Annotated in this window: 19 protein-coding genes; 7 read left to right on the top strand and 12 right to left on the bottom strand. The window is 63.1% G+C overall.

The features are described from left to right. Positions 1-27: 27 nt before the first annotated feature. A complete protein-coding gene (locus ACQZ5H_RS01560; RefSeq protein WP_449096538.1) occupies positions 28-948 on the bottom strand; it encodes a LysR family transcriptional regulator in 921 nt (306 codons plus the stop codon). A 95-nt stretch (positions 949-1,043) separates the two neighbouring features. On the opposite strand from ACQZ5H_RS01560, the gene ACQZ5H_RS01565 reads away from it, so the two are divergent. After that, positions 1,044-1,253, top strand: a complete 210-nt coding sequence (locus ACQZ5H_RS01565; RefSeq protein WP_112719292.1) for a tautomerase family protein — start codon at positions 1,044-1,046, stop codon at positions 1,251-1,253. Between the two features lie 48 nt (positions 1,254-1,301). Here the strand turns inward: ACQZ5H_RS01565 and ACQZ5H_RS01570 are convergent, their stop codons facing one another. The 3 genes from ACQZ5H_RS01570 to glyS all read right to left on the bottom strand — a co-directional run bounded on the left by ACQZ5H_RS01570 (position 1,302) and on the right by glyS (position 4,961). Then, the gene (locus ACQZ5H_RS01570; protein ID WP_413709068.1) at positions 1,302-1,679 is read right to left on the bottom strand and encodes a cupin domain-containing protein; all 378 of its coding nucleotides are present in this window, start codon (positions 1,677-1,679) and stop codon (positions 1,302-1,304) included. A 70-nt stretch (positions 1,680-1,749) separates the two neighbouring features. Then, the gene (locus ACQZ5H_RS01575) at positions 1,750-2,655 is read right to left on the bottom strand and encodes a hypothetical protein (RefSeq protein WP_449096539.1); all 906 of its coding nucleotides are present in this window, start codon (positions 2,653-2,655) and stop codon (positions 1,750-1,752) included. A 110-nt stretch (positions 2,656-2,765) separates the two neighbouring features. After that, positions 2,766-4,961, bottom strand: coding sequence for a glycine--tRNA ligase subunit beta (glyS, locus tag ACQZ5H_RS01580; RefSeq protein ID WP_449096540.1), 2,196 nt, complete (start codon positions 4,959-4,961; stop codon positions 2,766-2,768). A gap of 395 nt (positions 4,962-5,356) precedes the next feature. On the opposite strand from glyS, the gene ACQZ5H_RS01585 reads away from it, so the two are divergent. From ACQZ5H_RS01585 to ACQZ5H_RS01595, 3 genes are all read left to right on the top strand, one after another. After that, the gene (locus ACQZ5H_RS01585) at positions 5,357-7,663 is read left to right on the top strand and encodes a Tex family protein (protein WP_449096541.1); all 2,307 of its coding nucleotides are present in this window, start codon (positions 5,357-5,359) and stop codon (positions 7,661-7,663) included. Between the two features lie 134 nt (positions 7,664-7,797). Continuing rightward, entirely contained in the window at positions 7,798-9,057 is a 1,260-nt protein-coding gene (locus ACQZ5H_RS01590) for a class I SAM-dependent methyltransferase (protein ID WP_449096542.1), read from the top strand. A 49-nt stretch (positions 9,058-9,106) separates the two neighbouring features. Beyond that, a complete protein-coding gene (locus tag ACQZ5H_RS01595) occupies positions 9,107-9,682 on the top strand; it encodes a histidine phosphatase family protein (RefSeq protein WP_449096543.1) in 576 nt (191 codons plus the stop codon). A 180-nt stretch (positions 9,683-9,862) separates the two neighbouring features. Here ACQZ5H_RS01595 and ACQZ5H_RS01600 read toward each other — a convergent pair whose 3' ends face one another. The 3 genes from ACQZ5H_RS01600 to ACQZ5H_RS01610 all read right to left on the bottom strand — a co-directional run bounded on the left by ACQZ5H_RS01600 (position 9,863) and on the right by ACQZ5H_RS01610 (position 12,745). After that, positions 9,863-12,001, bottom strand: a complete 2,139-nt coding sequence (locus tag ACQZ5H_RS01600; RefSeq protein ID WP_130278670.1) for a transglycosylase domain-containing protein — start codon at positions 11,999-12,001, stop codon at positions 9,863-9,865. A 214-nt stretch (positions 12,002-12,215) separates the two neighbouring features. Next, positions 12,216-12,494 carry a hypothetical protein gene (locus ACQZ5H_RS01605; protein WP_449096544.1) on the bottom strand — a complete coding sequence of 93 codons (279 nt, stop codon included), beginning with the start codon at positions 12,492-12,494 and terminating at the stop codon, positions 12,216-12,218. Continuing rightward, entirely contained in the window at positions 12,491-12,745 is a 255-nt protein-coding gene (locus ACQZ5H_RS01610) for a hypothetical protein (RefSeq protein WP_449096545.1), read from the bottom strand. The genes ACQZ5H_RS01605 and ACQZ5H_RS01610 overlap by 4 nt, the downstream gene beginning before the upstream one ends. A 174-nt stretch (positions 12,746-12,919) precedes the next feature. Between ACQZ5H_RS01610 and ACQZ5H_RS01615 the strand changes: the two genes are divergently transcribed. Beyond that, positions 12,920-13,396, top strand: coding sequence for a YcgN family cysteine cluster protein (locus ACQZ5H_RS01615; protein ID WP_449097008.1), 477 nt, complete (start codon positions 12,920-12,922; stop codon positions 13,394-13,396). A 17-nt stretch (positions 13,397-13,413) separates the two neighbouring features. On the opposite strand, the gene ampC is transcribed toward ACQZ5H_RS01615, so the two are convergent. Together ampC and ACQZ5H_RS01625 are read right to left on the bottom strand one after the other, a co-directional pair. Next, complete coding sequence (ampC, locus tag ACQZ5H_RS01620; RefSeq protein WP_449096546.1) at positions 13,414-14,568, bottom strand: class C beta-lactamase; 1,155 nt, start codon at positions 14,566-14,568, stop codon at positions 13,414-13,416. 120 nt (positions 14,569-14,688) lie between these two features. After that, a complete protein-coding gene (locus ACQZ5H_RS01625) occupies positions 14,689-15,255 on the bottom strand; it encodes a TetR/AcrR family transcriptional regulator (protein WP_449096547.1) in 567 nt (188 codons plus the stop codon). A 104-nt stretch (positions 15,256-15,359) separates the two neighbouring features. On the opposite strand from ACQZ5H_RS01625, the gene ACQZ5H_RS01630 reads away from it, so the two are divergent. Beyond that, complete coding sequence (locus ACQZ5H_RS01630) at positions 15,360-16,274, top strand: SDR family oxidoreductase (protein ID WP_449096548.1); 915 nt, start codon at positions 15,360-15,362, stop codon at positions 16,272-16,274. 289 nt (positions 16,275-16,563) lie between these two features. After that, the gene (locus tag ACQZ5H_RS01635) at positions 16,564-16,830 is read left to right on the top strand and encodes a GIY-YIG nuclease family protein (protein WP_449097009.1); all 267 of its coding nucleotides are present in this window, start codon (positions 16,564-16,566) and stop codon (positions 16,828-16,830) included. A 20-nt stretch (positions 16,831-16,850) separates the two neighbouring features. Here ACQZ5H_RS01635 and ACQZ5H_RS01640 read toward each other — a convergent pair whose 3' ends face one another. From ACQZ5H_RS01640 to ACQZ5H_RS01650, 3 genes are all read right to left on the bottom strand, one after another. After that, positions 16,851-17,084: a type II toxin-antitoxin system Phd/YefM family antitoxin gene (locus ACQZ5H_RS01640; RefSeq protein ID WP_449096549.1), complete on the bottom strand. Its 234-nt coding sequence runs from the start codon at positions 17,082-17,084 to the stop codon at positions 16,851-16,853. 61 nt (positions 17,085-17,145) lie between these two features. Beyond that, entirely contained in the window at positions 17,146-17,478 is a 333-nt protein-coding gene (locus tag ACQZ5H_RS01645; RefSeq protein ID WP_203429270.1) for an MmcQ/YjbR family DNA-binding protein, read from the bottom strand. A gap of 67 nt (positions 17,479-17,545) precedes the next feature. After that, on the bottom strand, positions 17,546-18,901 hold the full coding sequence (locus tag ACQZ5H_RS01650) for an HD-GYP domain-containing protein (RefSeq protein WP_449096550.1): 1,356 nt from the start codon (positions 18,899-18,901) through the stop codon (positions 17,546-17,548). Between the last annotated feature and the right edge of the window lie 162 nt (positions 18,902-19,063).

Genomic DNA, 19,063 nt, shown 5'->3' on the forward strand with positions numbered 1-19,063 from the left:
GGCCGCCGGAGCAATCCGGCGGCCGTGTCATTTTGGAGAAGCGTCCGCAACCGGCAGTGCCGCAATCATCTCGCGAAACCAGCGCTGTGCCGGATGGGCGTCGTTGCGCCGGTGCCAGGACATCACGAAGGGCACAGGCGCCAGCTCGACCGGCGGCTCCAGCAGCCGCAATTCGCTCTCCCGCCCGGATGCCTTGACGACACCCGCCATCAGCGTCGCGATCATGTCGGACTGCGCGACGAGGAGAGGGGCCGCATACATATGCGGCAGCGTCAGCGCCAGCCGGCGCTTCAGGCCGTGTTTCGCAAGCGCCGTATCGACATGCCCGAACCGGTCATTCTCCGGCGAGACCAGCAGATGCCCGAGCGTCAGGAACGTATCGAGATCGAGTGTCTCCGCCGCTGCCGGATGTCCCTTGCGCAGGATGCAGACGAAGCGCTCCTCGAACAGCGGCTGGTTGAGGATCCGCCCCGCCGCTGCCGGGGGCACGCCGATCGTCACATCCGCCGCGCCTGAATCGAGCATGTCGACGGCATCGTCGCGGGCGCTGAAATTGCGGACCTGCAGCGTGATGCCGGGCGCGATCTCCTGCAGCCGCCGGACAAGCTGCGGCAACAGCACGAAGGCCGGATGATCGGAAAGCCCGAGCGTGAAGGTGAGCCGGGCCGTCCCGGGCTCGAAGCTTTGCGTGAAGGAGAGCGTCCTCTGGATCTCCGTGAGCGCCTGCTGCAGCGGCCCCGCCAGATCCACCGCCCGCGGCGTCGCCTGCAGTCCATCCACGCCGCGCACGAAGAGCTCGTCCTGAAACAGCGCCCTCAGACGCGAGAGCGCGGCGCTCATCGCTGGCTGCGTCCGGCCGATGCGGATGCCTGCTTTGGTGACGCTGCGCTCCTGCATCAGCGCATCGAAGGCGACGAGCAGGTTGAGATCGATACCATGCAAATCCATGACATGGATGAATGCATATATCGACTATCGATTTCAAGTATGCATAGCGGCGGCGTAGCCTCTGGTCATCAACCGGTCCAACCAAGGAGACGACCATGCCATTCGCCAATTTCAAGGTTCCGCAGGGAACGATGAGCGCCGAGCAGAAGGAAGACCTCATCCACAAGACCACCGCCATCTTCGTCGGCTATTTCGGCGAGGGCGTGCGCCCCTACACGATGGTCCTCGTCGATGAAGTGGCCGACGGCGGCTATGGCCGCGCCGACGAAACGCTCACCATCGCCAAGATGCAGAAGGAGCGGTGATATCAGCCGCAACGGCAGGCTGGCGGTCTTCTCCGCCAGCCGCCTTCGTCAGATCCAGAGATCGCTCTTTGCCGTGCGCTCGCCGCCTTCCTCGCCGGTGTTCAGCGTGCCGCGCGGCTCGATCAGCAGCATCTTCACCTCGGATGCGGCATAGGGCTTATGCTTGATGCCCTTCGGCACGACATACATTTCGCCTGGCCCGATCGAGACGGCGCCGTCAGGCAGATCGATCCGCAGTACGCCCTCGAGCACCAGGAATGCCTCGTCGGTCGTCGGATGGTCGTGCCAGATGAAATCGCCCTCGATGCGGACGATCTTGAACTGGTAGTCGTTCAGCTCCGCGATCACCCGCGGCTGCCACTGGTCGCTGAATTTCGAGAGTTTCTCGGCGAAATTGATAGCGCTATATGTCTTGGTCTCGGCCATTTTGATCTCCATCTTGCCGGGCAGTGGTAGATCAGGGCGGTGGCGCGGTCTTGAACGTTTGTGCCGGCGCCTACTGCGCCCAGTCGAAGCTCATTGTCTGCAAATCCAGCCAGGCATTGCCGCCACCGAAATTGAATCCCCCCAGATATTCCTCGAACTCGATATAGTACGGGCTGATATCGGGGATGTTCTGCGCCGGGCGCATCGAGCCGCCGATATGATCTGGAAGGTGATCGGCCGCCCAGGCATGCTCGCGGTAGTTCTCCTCCTCCACTTCGTCGCCCTCCCAGTAGTAGAAGGCCTGGTATCCCGTCTCCGCTGCCGCCCATTCGTCGCGCGGCGCAATGCCCGCATTCGGGTCTTCGGCGCGCGGCGTCACATCGAGAGCGCGGTTATAGAAGAGGTCGGCATGCTCCGTGTCGCCGAGCATCTGCAGCAGGCCGTAATTCTCGGTCTGATCGTCGAGGTAGACGGCGGCAGCACCGCGCGCCAGCCATTCGGGACGGCGGATACGGTCGCGATACTTGTTCGGCCTCAGTCGCGGCGGCTGGCAGAAGGGCGCGTTGAATTCCGCTTCGGTGAGCAGGATCACCGCATGCGAGCGCCCGAGGAAATCGGCGATCCGGTAAAGCCGCGGATGGCTCAGCCGCTCGCTCATCCAGAAGGGATAGAGATCGCTGTCGCTGGGTTCCTTCGCATCGGCATCGGCGACCAGCGCCGCAATCTCGCCAACCCGCCCTTCGTCTTCGTCATGGGCGCTGCCGAAGAAGGAGAGGGCGACGATATCGGGCCCGAAGCCGCGGTATTCCGCAGGCAACAGTAGCGTGAACCCATGCTGCAGCGGATAGCCGGTATTGGCATCCAGCGGCCACTGCTCCTCGACGATGCCAGGCGGCAGGCCGAAACACCAGCCACCGCCACGCGGCCCTTCCTCGGAAACGGATTGCGGGAGGACTTCGATATTATAGGCCTTCACCCGTCTCTCCCAACGTCATCCTCGGGCCTGTCCCGAGGATCTGCAGTTTCACGATACGGTTCGGCCGGTAGATCCTCGGGACAAGCCCGAGGATGACGGCAGAATGTGGATCACCCGGCGATCTTCGAGAAGTCGGCAACCGTACCCGTCGCCTCGCGGATCAGCCGCAGCAGCGCCAGACGGTTGGCGCGGATCGCGGCGTCCTCGTCGTTGACGAGCACGTCCTCGAAGAAGCGGTCGACGGGCGCCCGCAGCTTCGACAGCGCGGCCATCGCCGAGCGGAAATCCTCGTTGACGATCGCAGCCGAAGCCTCGGCGGACGCGTGGGCGACAGCCGCAAACAGCTCCTTCTCGGCTTCGAGCTTCAAGAGCGGTTCGGAAACGCCGTCGGCAACCACGGTGCCCTTCTTCTCTTCGGCGGCGAGCAGCTGTGTGGCGCGCTTGGTGCCGGCAAGCAGGTTCTTGCCGTCCTCGGAGGTGATGAAGGCCGTCAGCGCCTCGACGCGGCGGGCGATCATCAGGAGATCGTCCGTCTCCGGCGTCAACACGGCGTCGATCAGGTCGTAGCGGGCGCCCTGATCGCGCAGATAGACCTTGAGGCGGTCGTGGAAGAACGACAGCAGGTCGAGCTGGCGGGACAGGTCTGCGCCTTGCTCCGCCCTCGGTACGCCGGCCTTATCGGCGATGTCGTCATCGATCCGGCCCATATGGCTAACGATCCGCGGCAAGAGCGTGAGGCGAACGTTGCGCTCCAGAATGATGCGGATGACGCCGAGCGCGGCGCGGCGCAGCGCAAACGGGTCCTTGGAGCCGGTCGGCTTTTCATCGACGGCCCAGAAACCGATCAGCGTGTCGAGCTTGTCGGCCAGTGCGACGCTGATGGCGATCTTGTCGTCAGGCACCCGGTCGGATGGGCCCTGCGGCTTGTAGTGGTCCTCGATCGCCGTCGAAACGGCGGTATCTTCGCCCTGGAGTGCCGCGTATTTGCGGCCCATGACGCCCTGCAGTTCCGGGAATTCGCCGACGGCTTCGGTGCGCAGATCCGCTTTGGCCAGCACGACGGCCCGGTCGACCAGCTTGTGGTCGGCGCTAAGCGGAAAGGCGATCTTCGCAGCCATGGCCCGCATGCGCTGCACCCGCTCGCCCTGCGTGCCGAGCTTCGCCTGGAAGGTGACGTTCAGCGCATCGAGCTTCGCCATGCGCTGGTCGAGCGGCTTCTTGAGGTCGAGATCGAACGCCTTTGCCGAAGCTTCCAGCGTTTCGAGGTCCGGCAGGTTGCCCTGGTCGCGCTTCCAGAAATGCAGCGCGTCGGAAAGGCGGGCGCGCACGACCTTGCCGTTGCCGTGGATGATTTCCTTGCCGCCATCGGTCGCCTGGATGTTGGAAACCAGGATGAACTTGTTCGAAAGCGTCTCTTCACCCTGTTTGCGGGTCACGAAGCACTTCTGGTTGGTCTTGATCGTCAGGCGGATGATCTCGGAGGGGATCGACAGATAGTCTTCCTCGAAGGCGCCCATCAGCACCTGCGGCCATTCGACGAGGCCGGAGACCTCCTCGAGCAGTCCTTCGTCCTCGACCAGCTCAAGGCCGCTGGCGAATGCCAGATTGGCGGCGTCGGAGGCGATGATCTCCTTGCGGCGCTCGGCATCAAGAATGACCTTGGCCTTCTCCAGATTGGCCGCATAGTCGTCGAAGCGCTTGACGGTGATGGCCTCAGGCGCATGGAAGCGGTGGCCGTAGGTGACGTTCGACGCGACGATGCCTTCGATCTCGAAGGGGATGACGGTCGTTTCTTCGTGCTCGGTGCCGAAGGTGCAGACGATCGACTGCAGCGGGCGCACCCAGCGCAGCGAGCCGGGCTTGGCGGAAGCCTTGCCCCAGCGCATCGGCTTCGGCCACGGGAAATCGCGGATGATGCCGGGCATCACGCCTGCAATGATCTCTTCCGCCGCGCGGCCGGCGCGCGAGATGACGGCAATGTAGAAATCGCCCTTCTTCGGATCGCTCTGAACCTGCGCCTCGGAAATGGAGGAAAGCCCGGCGCTGCGCAGAAAGCCCTCGATCGCCTTTTCGTTGGCGTCGGTGCGCGGGCCCTTCTTCTCCTCGCGCACATCGGCGGAGCGCGCCGTCAGGCCGCGGATATCGAGCGTCAGGCGGCGCGGCGTCCAGTATTCGCGCGCACCTTCATAGGAAAGACCGGCTTCGACAAGCGCATCGGTAACGAGCTTCTTCAGGTCGCCGGCAGCCTTGCGCTGCAGACGGGCCGGAATTTCCTCGGAGCGGAGTTCTAGAAGCAGATCAGGCATGTCACTTTTCCTTGCGTCACCGGGTTCGGGACGGTCCAAAACGGTCGCCTCTGCTACCAAAGAATGCCGCATCTGCACAACCGCAAAAACGCCGCGCGGTGGGGAGGGGAGGGCATTTCGTCAGCCTTCTGCCGTTGGCCCCCTCATCCGGCTGCCGCCACCTTCTCCCCGCGGGGGAGAAGGGACATGCCGCGCCGCCTCCGTTCCCTTCTCCCCAGCGGGGAGAAGGTGGCCCGAAGGTTTCAGGTGCAACTCGTTGCACCGGGGATGAGGGGGCTCCGGGCGAAAACACTTGTGAACAGGCGGTACTCCCTTGTGGAAACCGCCCTCGGGCATTGCCTTGCCGTTTTTCGCCGCTATGGTCCCGCAACTTTCGTCAACGCTCAGGACATCCCATGGCCGCAGATCTTCGTTCGCTCTCCGCAGTCATCGCCTCGGAAATCAATGCCCGGCCGGATCAGGCCAAGGCGGCGATCGAGTTGCTGGATGAGGGCGCGACCGTTCCGTTCATCGCCCGCTACCGCAAGGAAGTGACTGGCGGGCTTGACGATACGCAGCTCCGGGATCTCGCCGAGCGGCTGGTCTATCTGCGCGAACTCGAGGCGCGCCGCGACACCATCGTCGAATCCATCACCTCGCAGGGCAAGATGACCGACGAGCTGATGGGCAAGCTCTCGGGCTCCGCCACCAAGGCCGAGCTCGAAGATCTCTATCTGCCCTACAAGCCGAAGCGCCGCACCCGCGCCGAGATCGCCCGCGAACGCGGCCTCGGCCCGCTCGCCGAAGCCATCCTCGCCGACCGCTCGAAGGAGCCGGCAACGCTCGCCGAAGCCTATATCACCGCCGACGTCCCCGACGTGAAGACGGCGCTCGAAGGCGCCCGCGACATCGTCGCCGAAGGCATCGCCGAAAATGCCGATCTGCTCGGCAAGCTGCGCGCCCATATGCGCAGCGCCGCCCTCCTGAAGGCCAAGGTCGTCGATGGCAAGCAGGCGGCCGGCGAGAAGTTCTCCGACTATTTCGACCATTCCGAACGCTGGGCGACGGCGCCGGGCCACCGCGCGCTCGCCATGCTGCGCGGCTGGAACGAGGAAGTGCTGACGCTGACGATCGAGGCCGATGCCGAGACCGCATCGCCGAACAAGCCGGTCGAGCGGATGATCGCCAACGCCTACGAGATCGGCGCAAGCCGCCCGGGCGACCGCTGGCTGATGGATGTCGCCACCTGGACCTGGCGCGTCAAGCTCTCCATGTCGCTGTCGCTCGACCTGATGCGCGAACTGCGTGAGCGCGCCGAGGAAGAGGCGATCCATGTCTTCGCCCGCAATCTCAAGGACTTGCTGCTGGCGGCCCCCGCCGGCTCGCGCGCCACGATGGGCCTCGATCCGGGCATCCGTACCGGTGTCAAGGTCGCGGTCGTCGATGGCACCGGCAAGGTCGTCGCCACCTCCACCGTCTATCCGTTCCAGCCGAGAAACGACGTGCGCGGCGCCCAGGTCGAGCTCGCCTCGCTGATCCGCAAGCACAATGTCGAGCTGATCTCGATCGGCAACGGCACCGGCAGCCGCGAGACGGAAAAGCTAGTGGCTGACATGCTGGCCGAGCTTCCGGGCGCCAAGCCCACCAAGGTCATCGTCTCGGAAGCCGGCGCCTCCGTCTATTCGGCGTCGGCGACGGCCGCTGCCGAATTCCCCGATCTCGACGTTTCGCTCCGCGGCGCCGTCTCCATCGCGCGCCGCCTGCAGGATCCGCTCGCCGAGCTCGTCAAGATCGAGCCGAAGTCGATCGGCGTCGGCCAGTACCAGCACGATGTCGACCAGGGCAAACTTTCCCGCTCGCTCGATGCCGTCGTCGAAGATGCCGTCAACGCCGTCGGCGTCGATCTCAATACGGCTTCCGCGCCGCTGCTATCGCGCGTGTCCGGCCTCAGCCGCTCGATCGCCGATTCCATCGTCGTCCACCGCGATCAGAACGGCCCCTTCGAAAGCCGCAAGGACCTCCTGAAGGTCGCCCGCCTCGGCAACCGCACCTTCGAACAGGCCGCCGGCTTCCTGCGCATCCCGAACGGCAAGGAGCCGCTCGATGCCTCCTCCGTGCACCCGGAAGCCTATGGCGTCGCCAAGAAGATCGTCGCCGCCTGCGGCCGCGACCTGCGCTCGCTGATGGGCGACAGCGTGCTGCTGAAGGGCCTCGATCCGCGCAAGTTCATCGACGAGCAGTTCGGCCTGCCGACCGTCAAGGACATCATCGCCGAGTTGGACAAGCCCGGCCGCGACCCGCGCCCGAGCTTCAAGACCGCGACCTTCGCCGAAGGCATCAACGAGATCTCCGACCTGAAGCCCGGCATGACGCTGGAAGGCACCGTCACCAATGTCGCGGCCTTCGGCGCCTTCGTCGATATCGGCGTCCACCAGGACGGTCTGGTTCACGTCTCCCAGCTCGCCGACCGTTTCGTCAAGGATCCGCATGAGGTCGTCAAAGCCGGCGATGTCGTCAAGGTGCGCGTCGTCGAAGTCGATGCCAAGCGCAAGCGCATCGCTCTTTCGATGCGCAAGGACGATGCCGGCGCACCCCCGCCGCGGGGCGAGTCGCGGGCAAACAACGCGCCCCGGTCGCAAAATTCTTCGCGCTCCGCACCGCCAAAACAGGAAAGTCAGGGCGCATTCGGCGCCGCCCTGGCCGAAGCCATGAAGCGAAAATAAGCACTTAGGACTAGCATTTGCAAAAATGTCACACTTTGGCAGCGTTGTTGCCGGAGTGCTAAACTGTGCGCTTGTCAGACGAAAGGGACGCATTAAGTTGATGTGACCGTCCTGTCACATTGCGAGGCCTTATCATGGCGTCGGGATTTCTATCGATTGTCCAGAAAATCATCCGCAAGGGTAACCTGAAGCTTACACTCGCCAACGGCGAGACACATACGGTCGGGGATGGCAGCGGCGATTTCGTCGCTGTCCGCATCGCCGACGAGGAGGCGGAAAAGCTGATCCGCCGCGACCCCACCCTCAAGCTTGGCGAAATGTATATGGATGGCCGGTTCATTCTTGAACACGGCAACATCTACGACTTCCTCGCCATGGTGAAGCAGAACACCACCAACGAGATCTTCGATATCCCGATGGCGGCGCTCCTCATCGGCCGTATTGCCCTGCAGCAGCTGAAGAGCCGGCTTCCCGTCAATCACAACAAGCGCAACGTCGCCCATCACTACGACTTGTCCGAGCGCCTGTTCGAGCTCTTCCTCGATGAGGACTGGCAGTATTCCTGTGCCTATTTCGACCCGCCGGGCATCAGCCTGGAAGAGGCGCAGGTCGCCAAGAAGCGCCATATCGCCGCCAAGATGCTGCTTGAGCCGAACCAGCGTGTGCTCGAAATCGGCTCCGGCTGGGGCGGCATGGGGCTCTATATCGCCGAGGCGACGCCGGGTCTCGATCATACCGGCATCACGCTCAGCGAAGAGCAGCTGAAGATCTCGCGCGACCGGGCCGAAAAGCGCGGTATCGCCGATCGCGTCCGCTTCGAGCTGCAGGACTACCGGACGATGAAGGCCGAGCCCTTCGACCGCATCGTCTCGGTCGGCATGTTCGAACATGTCGGCATCGGCAATTTCCCCGGCTATTTCAAGAAGGTGCACGAGCTGCTCGCCGATGACGGCGTCATGGTCCTGCACTCGATCGCCCGCCCGAAGCCGAGCTTCGCCACCAACGCCTTCATCGAGAAATATATCTTCCCCCAGGGCTATATTCCCTCGATCGGCGAAACCATCCCGGCAATCGAAAAGGCCGGGCTGCTGGTGCGCGATGTCGAGGTTCTGCCGCTGCATTACGCCTATACGCTGCGTGCCTGGCGCGAGCGCTTCGTGGCGCGCAAGGCCGAAGCCGTTGCGCTTTACGACGAACGCTTCTTCCGCATGTGGGAATTCTACCTCGCCGGCTCCGAGATTGGCTTCCGCTGGGACGAGCTCTTCATCATGCAGATCCAGATCACCAAGAACCAGTATTCGACGCCCGATAACCGCAACTATATCCCGGCGGCCGAAACCAGGCTCAAGGAATTCGAAGCGGTCCGCCCACCGCTCGAAAAGATCACGTTCTAAACATCAGGCGCGGCTTCAAGGCCGCGCTTTCGCATATTAAGGTGCAGCCATGGCCTATCCCGAGATCACCCTTGTGCGCCACGGCGAAACCGAGTGGAGCCTCTCCGGCCGCCACACCGGCCGCAGCGACATCCCGCTGACCGCAAAAGGCGAGGAAGCCGCCCGCGGCCTCGCGTCCCGCCTTGCCGGGATCACTCCCGCCGCCGTCTGGTCAAGCCCGTCAGGGCGCGCCCGCAACACCTGCGCCCTCTCGGGTTTCGGCGCCAACGCCGTCATCAAGGACGATTTGGCCGAATGGGACTACGGCGACTACGAAGGCATTACCACCAAGGAGATCCTGAAGAGCCGCCCCGGCTGGCAACTCTTCCGCGACGGCTGCCCCAACGGCGAAACCGCCACCACCACCGGCGCCCGCGCCGACCGCATCATCGCCGAACTCCGCACCCTCAACGCCCCGGTCCTGATCTTCTCCAGCTCCCACTTCCTCCGCGTGCTGGCCGCCCGCTGGCTCGGCCTGCCGCCTGAGGGTGGCGAGAAGTTCGTGCTGGATACGGCGAGTGTCAGCGTGCTCGGCTATGAGCATGATCTAACGGAGCCAGTGATCCGGCGGTGGAATGGCCGGTAGGGATTGCACTAGGGATGTCGAGGCGGGCTGCGTTCTTGTGCTGAAAAGAGTCCTTAGCCACGCAGACGCGCGGCTGCTGGTTGCCTGTGGACATCCCGTGGGCGCAGACCTAAGGCCACAGGAATAAGGGAGTGTTGGGTGGGCGCTGCAGGGGGCACCTACGCGTGCCAGGCCCCAACCTCACTCCACACTCGCAACCTTCTGCGCCTCGAGCGGCGCGGCATCCTTCAGTTTCTCGCCGAGGTCCTTCAAGATCTTCGTGCTCTCCACCGAGAGCATCCGCGGGCGTACCAGCTGCGGGGTGCCGTCGGCGGGTTTGGCGGCGGCGGTCTTGGCGGCGTCCTTGGGGGAGGGCAGCGGGTTTTCGATGCCGGGGATCGGGCGTAGCACGACGCCCTGGTGGGCGTAGTCCATGGCGCGCTTGAAGGTCATGGCGGGCAGGGAGCCGCCGGTCATGTTGTTGGTCGAGGTATAGTCGTCGTTGCCGAACCAGACGGCGGTCGTGTAATTGCCGGTGAAGCCGACGAACCAGGCGTCGCGATAGGCCTGGGTCGTGCCGGTCTTGCCGGCGGTGACGATGCCATTGTCGAGTGCCGCCTTGCGGGCGGTGCCGACATAGGGGATGCGGCTCAGCATCTGGTTCATCTCATCGTCGGCCTTTTCGGAGAGCACCCGCTTTGCAGGCGGCTCGTCGCGGTCGAAATCGTAGAGTACGTCGCCGTCGTAATCGAGGATCTGGGTGATGCCGTGGCGGCGCGACTGGTAGCCGCCGGCCGGGAAGACGGCATAGGCCGTCGCCTGGTCGAGGACGGTCACTTCCGATGTGCCGATCGGGATCGTCACGTCGTCGCGCACCGGCGATTCCACGCCCATCGCTTTCGCCATGGCGCGGATCGGCTGGATGCCGAGCTTTTCCTTGGCGAGACGCACCGGAATGGTGTTGATCGACTGGGCAATCGCCGTTTCCAGCGTCACGCGCCCGGCATAGCGGTTTTCGTAATTGTGCGGGCTCCAGTTGCCCCAGCTGATCGGCGCGTCGATGATCGTCGTCTTCGGCGTCATGCCGCTCTCCATGGCCACCGAATAGGTGTAGACCTTGAAGGAGGAGCCCGGCTGGCGCAGCGCCTTGGTGGCGCGGTTGAACTGGCTTTCGCCGTAATCCCGGCCGCCGACCATGGCGCGCACGGCGCCGCCGTTTTCGATCATCACCATCGCGCCCTGCTTGGCGTGATAGCTCTCGCCATATTCGCGCAGCGACGTCTCGACCGAATCCTCGGCCGCCTGCTGAATGCCCATGTCGATGGTGGTGCGCACGACGAGCGAATGCTGGTGGAAGCGCGAAGCAAGCCGCTGCACTTCGTCGAAGGCCCAGTCGAGGAAGAAATCGGGGGCTTCCTGCTCGTTGCGGTCGATCGCGGTCGCCGGATTGCGCCGCGCCGCGATCACCTGGCCCTCTGTCATCAGCCCGCTCTGCACGAGATTGGTGAGAACCTCGTTAGCGCGGGCACGCGCGGCGGGAAGATTGACATGCGGCGCATATTTCGCCGGCGCCTTGAAGAGACCGGCCAGCATGGCGCTTTCGGCCAGATTGACGTCGGTGATGCTCTTGCCGAAGTAGAACTGCGAGGCCGCCGCCGCACCGAAGGTGCCGCCGCCCATATAGGCGCGGTCGAGATAGGTGGAGAGGATTTCCTTCTTCGAAAGATTGGCCTCCAGCCACAGCGCCAGGAAGGCTTCGGTGATCTTGCGGTCGATCGAGCGTTCGTTGGAAAGGAACAGGTTCTTCGCCAGCTGCTGCGTCAGCGTCGAGCCGCCCTGCACGACTTCGCCGGCCTGGGCATTGGTGACAAGGGCGCGGAACAGGCCGATGACATCGATGCCGAAATGGTCGAAGAAGCGGCGGTCTTCGGTGGCGAGCACCGACTTGATCAGGCTGTCGGGCAGCTCGTCGATCGGCACCGAGTTCTGGTGGATGACGCCGCGATGGCCGATGACATTGCCGTAGCGGTCGGTGAAGGTAACGGCGAAATCGCCGCGATTGCGCCAGTCTTCCTTGGTTGCCTCGAAAGCAGGCTGGGCGAGCGCCAGCATCAGGACGGCGCCGACCGAGCCGAGCGTCAGGCCTTCGCCGCCGAGTTCGAAGACGATGCGCTTCCAGCCGCGAACGCGGAAGCGGCGGAAGAAGATGGTGATGTCTTCCCAGATTTCGGCAGAGCGGAAGCCGGCATTCCAGACCGTCGAATCGATCCAGGAATCGATCTTCAGCAGAAGATGTTTGCTCTTCTTCGGCTGCTTTTCCGGAGTTTCAGGATCCTGCACGTTGTTCTTCCCGCCCGATCGCGCTTGACGGCTGGCCCCCCAGGCGTCAGAGCAACAGCCTAACTTGGCATTGCGCTCTTCGATAAACGAAGCATGCTGAATGTTTGATTGATTTGCCCGACGATAACAAGAGACGCAGCCGGCCTCACGCGAATTTGCGGAACGGCTGTTGCAGAAACGAAATCACGACACGGGATGGCGCGCTGCTTCGGGCTCAGCGACGGGCTTCTTCCCTCGGCACCGGAACCTCGACGATGACGCTCTTGCGCAGGCCGCGGCCCTTCAGCTTGACCTGAAGCAGGGGTTTTGCGGCGTAGGTGCTCTTTACCTCGGCTTTAGAGGCAATCTGAACGGCGGCGTCTTGCTGCGCGGCACCTTCCGGCGCTGCCTCGGCTGCCTCATACCTGAGCGGCATGAACCTACGGGACAGCAGGACACCGGCGACGATGACGATCGTACCGATGACGGGAGTGGCGAAAAGCAGAAAGGTCATTTCTCGTCCAAATCTCCAAGGGTTCGCTGCGCCAATATATGTAGGCCGAAGCAGCCCGCAAAACAAACAACGCCGAAGATCACGCTGAGCGCGATGCTGTCCTTGGAGAGGCTGGATGCGACGATCATCGCACCGAGCGTGCCGAGGACCCCGGTCGCAAACAGGCTGCTTGCCAGCGAATTGAAGAAGTTCGCCTGGGAGATTACGCGCTCGCGGCTGGCGGGAGTCAACGTCTTCTTAGATGCGGCCATGGTTCGAAAATGACTTGGTTGGAATATCCAATCGATACACGTTTTGCATGTGATTGAAAAGAGAAAAACAACCTGTCGAGTTTTGAGAGAGGGGCGACTTCTGTTGCGACAGGGTGTATCTGGTCGCCGGAAAGGTGCGCTGAGTTCCGGCGCCACTGTTGCAGAAACGAAATGATGGAAGATACGCCCTTCTGGAAGCGCAAGACGCTGCCCGAGATGACCAAAGAGGAATGGGAGAGCATCTGTGACGGATGCGGGCTCTGTTGCCTCAACAAGCTCGAGGAATGGGACTCGGGCGACATCTATTTCACCTCGGTCGCCTGCAAGCTGCTCGACGGCGAGAGCTGTCGCTGTTCCAATTACGAGAAGCGCTGGGACTTCGTGCCCGACTGCGTGCAGCTGACCAAGGAAAACGTGTCCGAGATCGCCTGGCTGCCGCCCACCTGCGGCTACCGGCTGATCAACGAGGGCGAAGACCTCTACTGGTGGCATCCGCTGGTCTCCGGCGATCCCGAGACCGTGCACCAGGCCGGCATTTCCGCCCGCGGGCGGACGATCAGCGAGACCGAGATCGATCCCGAAGCGCTCGAGGATTATGTCGTCGACTGGCCGCTGACGGTGGGCAACGACGCGAAGGAGCGGCCGGAATAAACCGGCCGCAGAGAGACTTACTTCGTATATTTTTCCAGCGCTTCGATGAGCTTCAGCCCGGCTTCGGCGCGCGCCGTGTTCGGATAGTTGCGGTTGGCGAGAACCGTCAGGGCGATGCCTGATTTGGGGGCCAGCACCACATAGGCGCCGAAGCCGCCGGTGGCGCCGGTCTTGTTCATCAGTACGGATTTCTGTGGAGCAAGCGGCGTCTTCAGCGCTTTGACCGGCTGGCTTTCGAGGCTCATTTTGTTGGAATTGCCATCGGTGAGCTGCTTCGCCTTCACCGGCCAGGGATACTGCTCCCAGACCATGTCCTGCGTGTAATAAGCGGTGGTGAAATAGCCGGTATGGGTCTGGCGGATGGCGGCGGCCAGATCGGGCGCCAGGCCCTGCTGATCAAGGTTGAGCGCCATCAGATGCGTCATGTCGCGGATCGTCGTCTTGACGCCGTAGGCCTCGTCGTCGAGGACGCCGGGATTGACGCGGATCGGGCGGTTGTCCTTGGAATAGCCGAAGGCATAGCGGTCTGCGGCGTCTTGAGGAACGGAGATGAAGGTGCTCTTCAGGCCGAGCGCCGGGAAGAGCTGTTTCTCGGCCGCCTCGCGGTAGCTGCCGGCGAGGCGCTGGCCGGCGATGCGGCCGAGCAGGCCGATGCTGACATTCGAATAGGAGCGCATCGTGCCCGGCTTGTAGGGCGGTTTCCAGCTCTTCAGGTAGGCCGTCAGTTCGGCATCATTTGTGACTGCGTCGGGTACCTGCAGCGGCAGGCCGCCGGATGTGTGGGTGGCGAGATTGACGAGGGTGATCTTGTCGAAGGCGCTGCCCTTGAGTTCCGGCAGATAGGTGGAGGCGGGGTCCTTGAGCGAGATCAGGCCGCGCTCGGCGGCAAGCGCTGCGAGCGTCACGTTGAAGACCTTGCTGACCGAGCCGAGCTCGAAGATCGTATCGGTGGTCACCGGCGTCTTCGCTTCGCGCGAGGCCTCGCCCGACACATAGAAAAATTGCTTGCCGTCGATCGAAACGCCGATCGCCATGCCCGGGATATCATAGGTCTTGATGACAGGCTGGAAGGCGCGGGCGGCGATTTCCTGGAAGGCCTTGTCCGTCAATTCGGTGGCGTGGAGCGGACTTGCGGAAAGGGAAAGCGCGATCAGGCAATGTCTCATCTTCATGGGCGGCTCCTTGCGATGCATCCGGATAAATCTCCGGTGCAGGCTCGATAGCGTGCGCCGATGCCTCGTCACAAACGATAAGAACTCGCGGGAGACCCTAGATAAATTTGGGCTTTGGGATCAGGGCCGGTGCAGAAGCGTCTTCAGGAACAGGCTGAGTTCTTGCTCGACATAATCGGCAACGCGGCCCTGCGAGGTGAAGCCCCACCAGAGCAGCGAGCCCTGCCATTGCGACAGCATCAGGCGGGCGGAGGTTTCGGCTTCGGGGGTGGAAGCGAGGCATTCCGATAGCGCCGCGGTCAGCGCCTTGGCCCAGGCAGCACCCCGGGCGCGCAGCACCGGATCGCGGAAATCCTCGCGCAGCACGAGGAGGCCCTGGGCATAGGTAGCGGGGTCTTCGCCGTAATCCTGCGAGAGGGCGGTGAGCAGGCCGACGGCGCCTTCGGGGGTCTTGTCCGCAGCGGCGGAAACCTTTGCGGTTTCGGCATCCAGCCGGTCCCAGGCATGGATCAGCGCGGCGCGCAGCATGCCGGCCTTGGTGCCGAAGCGCTGGACGAGGGTGGAGCCGGAGAGGCCGCTGACTTTTGCCACCGCGCCGAAGCTTGCGGCATCCGGCCCCTCGGCATGGATGAGGGCGAGAACCATCTCCAGAAGCTGCTCGTCCGGCAGGGTGCGGGTGCGCGGCATGAAATTTCCTCTTGCGTTCGCATCGATTATGAACGAACGTTCGTTTATATTCAGTAACCCGTCGCGAGGCGGGCGAAATTGCTTCTAGCGTGGAGGATCGGATTATGACAGCGGAGCTCAGGGGAAAGGTGGCACTGGTGGCCGGTGGCACGCGCGGCGCCGGACGCGGGATCGCGATCGAGCTCGGAGCTGCAGGCGCGACCGTCTATGTGACGGGCCGCTCGACGCGCGGCCAGCGCTCCGAATACAACCGGCCGGAGACGATCGAGGAGACCGCCGAATTGGTCGAGGCGGCCGGCGGCCGGGCGATCGCGCTGAGGGTCGATCATCTCGTGCCCCAGGAGGTGGAGGCGCTGGTGGCGCGCATCCGCGGCGAGGAGGGCCGGCTCGATATTCTCGTCAACGACATCTGGGGCGGCGAGCACCTGACGGAATGGGAAAAGCCGGTCTGGGAGCATTCGCTGGAAAACGGGCTGAAAATGCTGCGGCTGGCGATCGACACGCATTTCATCACCGCCCGTTACGCCCTGCCGCTGCTGATCGAACGGCCGGGCGGACTGCTCGTCGAGATGACCGACGGCACGGCGGACTATAACGCCACGCATTACCGGCTGAACCCCTATTACGACCTCGTCAAGACCGGCGTGACCCGCATGGCCTGGGCGCATGGCAAGGACCTGGAAAAGCACGGCTGCACGGCGGTTTCCATGACGCCCGGCTGGATGCGCTCGGAAATGATGCTGGAGATCTACGGGGTGGCCGAGGAGACCTGGCGGGAGAGCACCATCGCCCCGGCGCATTTCGTCATTTCCGAGACGCCGCGCTTCGTCGGCCGGGCGGTGGCGGCGCTGGCGGGGGATGCGCAGATGGGGCGTTTCAACGGACAGTCGCTCTCGAGCGGCGGGCTGGCGAAGGTCTATGGGTTCGACGATGTGGACGGGTCGAGGCCGGATTGCTGGCGGTATATGGACGAGGTGGTGGAGACGGGGAAGGAGGCGGATGCGGTGGGGTATCGGTAAGGGCAATTTCCAGCGGGTCGTGGCCGAAAATCAATATATGGTATATTTGAGCGAGAATTGGCATCTATTGAGTTTCTGAAATGTTCTGCCATTATCTGACTTGGGGGCTTTGATTCCTTTGAGGAGTAAGGGCATGTTAACAGGTATCGCAGGACTTCCTCCGCAGGCCAACTATTTGGCAGCTGCTAAGCCTCGCTTTCACCACTGGCAAGGCGCCTCTGGGCGATGGTGGATAACGACTGTTTATCCCTTGTTGGCATCTCACATTGATCTGCCTGCAGTGTATTTGATGGTCCGGCGAGACGTAAATGGCCTCGCGCATCCGCTGTATATAGGCCAGACGTCAAATACAGCGAGGCGAATGAACGAGCACCAGAGCGACAAAATTCGGCAGGCGACCGTGCTAGGAGGGAGCGAGCTTCATCTCCACTTCCTCGCCGAAAGGGAATGGGAGCGGTTCGCGATTGAGACCGATCTCCGCAATGGTCATCACGCTCCGCTTAACCGCCAAGATACCGCTGTTGCATCGGGTCTCTTTGGACTTCTAGGGAGGTAGCTGAGCTACTGCGAGTCCCGTTATCGGGACCCGGATGTATTACGCTCGATCGGGATATCGCCGCCGGGAAAAGTTTTGAGAAAGGCCGAGAAGCTTGGTCGTTCCGGCCTGCAAGCCACTGTGGCGGCTTCTACGCTGACGAGAACCGCAAGAGGCTTGCCCGCGCTGGTGATCGTAACAAAGTCGCCGCAGCGGGCTGCCTCGACATACTGGGCAAGAGCGCGTTTGGCGTCAGCCAATTCGGCAGTTTTCATCTCATCACTCCCGAGCCGGTTTTGAGCGAAGTTTGATTGGTCGTTTCTGCATAAGCAAGCGCTAGCTTCCGAGAAGCCCATGCAACCCCTTCGGCGCCACATTCAGCCAGGCCTTGCGCACGAGATCGCGGGTCAGCGTGTCCTCGGCGAGTGTGTGATAGAGGCGGGTGGAGCCTCGCAGGCCCCAGCCGCCGGGGACGGGGAGGGTTTCCTTCGGGGCGATTTCGAGGGTGAGTTTCTGCTGGTCGGGGGTGAGGCGGACGACGCAGTAATCCTGGTCCGGAAAGGTCAGAAAGATCTTGCTGCGCACGCGAAAATCACGTGTGCCCATATGGGCGCTTTCGACCGCTTCCGGCAGTGAGAGCGCAAAGGCTGCAAGCTGTTCCCGGTCCATGGCGGATTATAGCATGGATGGGGTGGCGGACAAATGTCGACGGCGGTTTTGGCGCGGCCGGCCGCTTTTACGCCGCCTTCTTTTCGATGGCGGTGCGGTCGAGCGCGCGTTCGAGTGCGGTGATGCAGACCGGATCGTGGCTTTGGCCCGCACCCTCCCAGAGAATGGCGAGCGCCTTGGCGATCGGCATGGCGGCGCGGTATGGGCGGTCGGCGGTCAGCGCATCGAAGACGTCTGCGGTCGAGACGATGCGGACTTCCATCGGGATATCGGCGGCGGTCAAGCCGCGCGGATAGCCCTTGCCATCAAGCCTTTCGTGGTGGGCGCCGCCGATGACGGCGGCTTCGGAGAAGGCGTGGATGCGCGACAGGATGAGCTCGGAAAATTCCGAATGCCGCTTCATCTGCTCCCATTCCTCGCCTTCGAGCTTGCCGGGCTTGTCGAGCACGGAATTGGAGACGCCGAGCTTGCCGATATCGTGGAGCAGGGCAGCACGCTTCAGGAAGCGGCGGCCCTCGGCATCGATGCCCATTTCCTCGGCGATCAGATCGGTAAACAGCGCGACACGATCGCTATGGCCCGATGTATAGGGGCTTTTGGCGTCGATCACCTTGGCGAAGGCGGCGGCGATATCGTCGAGATAGTCGTCATCGGCCATGATCGCCTGCTGGCCGGGCTCGCTGCTCAGCACGACCTCCTCCAGCGCTTCAGAACGCAGGATTTCCCAGAAATCGGGGCGCGCGGCGACGCGGGCAAAGGCCGCCGTGAGATCGGGATCGAACCATGTGCCGGACCGCTTGGCGATCTCGGCCTTCGACGCCTCGGGGCCGCCGCTCGCCTGAAAGATATCGGCGATCTGCGCCAAGAGCGCGATGCGCGAGAACAGCGGGATTTCGGTACCCGACAGGCCGATCGGCCGGCCGCCGCCATTCCAGTGCTCGTCGAGGCCGAGAATGCCGTTTGCCACCGCCTCGGAAAACCGCATCATCCGCGCGATCTCGGCGCCGCGCTGGCAGCGCGTCTGGATCAGGTCGGTGACGATCTCGCCGCCGTTCTGCAGGATGTTGAGAATGCCGCGAAAGCGCTCGGCAAGGCCGGCCTGCATGCCGGTATGGCCGATGACGAAGCGCAGCACCTGGCCGAGGCTGCCATCGACCAGCTTGAAATCGCGTTTGAAGGCGAGATCATCGGCCAGATAGATTTCGCAGATGCGGGCGGCATTGCTGCTGCAGCCGAGGTCTTTCAGCAGCAGCGTGTAATAGAGATCCTGCAGCTCGCCATCCGGCAGGCCGAGCTCGCGGCCGATATGGGTGCCGATATAGCAGGCGCGGATGCAATGGCCGGGCGGCTGCCCTTCCGTGAGATCGAGCGCCTTGCTGAGCGCTTCGATGATTTCCGCAAGCCGGATCTGGATGCCGCTCATGATGGTGCCGCCTGAATAGGGTTCGGTTCAGTTGGCGCCGGGGGAGGTTGAAGAAGGGTTCAGAAAGGTGGTTAAGATGGGGGATTGTGGAGGGAAATCAATATATTAGATTGTCTTAATGAAGCCCTGACGAGAACTTCCTTCTTCTAAAAGCAAGGATTG

The sequence above is a fragment of the Rhizobium sp. 21-4511-3d genome (genome assembly GCF_053522545.1).

Coding starts and splice junctions, on each gene's coding strand:
- ACQZ5H_RS01560 (WP_449096538.1), bottom strand. CDS start 948: ATGGATTTGCATGGTATCGATCTCAACCTGCTCGTCGCCTTCGATGCG.
- ACQZ5H_RS01565 (WP_112719292.1), top strand. CDS start 1,044: ATGCCATTCGCCAATTTCAAGGTTCCGCAGGGAACGATGAGCGCCGAG.
- ACQZ5H_RS01570 (WP_413709068.1), bottom strand. CDS start 1,679: ATGGCCGAGACCAAGACATATAGCGCTATCAATTTCGCCGAGAAACTC.
- glyS (WP_449096540.1), bottom strand. CDS start 4,961: ATGCCTGATCTGCTTCTAGAACTCCGCTCCGAGGAAATTCCGGCCCGT.
- ACQZ5H_RS01585 (WP_449096541.1), top strand. CDS start 5,357: ATGGCCGCAGATCTTCGTTCGCTCTCCGCAGTCATCGCCTCGGAAATC.
- ACQZ5H_RS01590 (WP_449096542.1), top strand. CDS start 7,798: ATGGCGTCGGGATTTCTATCGATTGTCCAGAAAATCATCCGCAAGGGT.
- ACQZ5H_RS01595 (WP_449096543.1), top strand. CDS start 9,107: ATGGCCTATCCCGAGATCACCCTTGTGCGCCACGGCGAAACCGAGTGG.
- ACQZ5H_RS01605 (WP_449096544.1), bottom strand. CDS start 12,494: ATGACCTTTCTGCTTTTCGCCACTCCCGTCATCGGTACGATCGTCATC.
- ACQZ5H_RS01610 (WP_449096545.1), bottom strand. CDS start 12,745: ATGGCCGCATCTAAGAAGACGTTGACTCCCGCCAGCCGCGAGCGCGTA.
- ACQZ5H_RS01615 (WP_449097008.1), top strand. CDS start 12,920: ATGGAAGATACGCCCTTCTGGAAGCGCAAGACGCTGCCCGAGATGACC.
- ampC (WP_449096546.1), bottom strand. CDS start 14,568: ATGAAGATGAGACATTGCCTGATCGCGCTTTCCCTTTCCGCAAGTCCG.
- ACQZ5H_RS01625 (WP_449096547.1), bottom strand. CDS start 15,255: ATGCCGCGCACCCGCACCCTGCCGGACGAGCAGCTTCTGGAGATGGTT.
- ACQZ5H_RS01630 (WP_449096548.1), top strand. CDS start 15,360: ATGACAGCGGAGCTCAGGGGAAAGGTGGCACTGGTGGCCGGTGGCACG.
- ACQZ5H_RS01635 (WP_449097009.1), top strand. CDS start 16,564: ATGGTCCGGCGAGACGTAAATGGCCTCGCGCATCCGCTGTATATAGGC.
- ACQZ5H_RS01640 (WP_449096549.1), bottom strand. CDS start 17,084: ATGAAAACTGCCGAATTGGCTGACGCCAAACGCGCTCTTGCCCAGTAT.
- ACQZ5H_RS01645 (WP_203429270.1), bottom strand. CDS start 17,478: ATGGACCGGGAACAGCTTGCAGCCTTTGCGCTCTCACTGCCGGAAGCG.
- ACQZ5H_RS01650 (WP_449096550.1), bottom strand. CDS start 18,901: ATGAGCGGCATCCAGATCCGGCTTGCGGAAATCATCGAAGCGCTCAGC.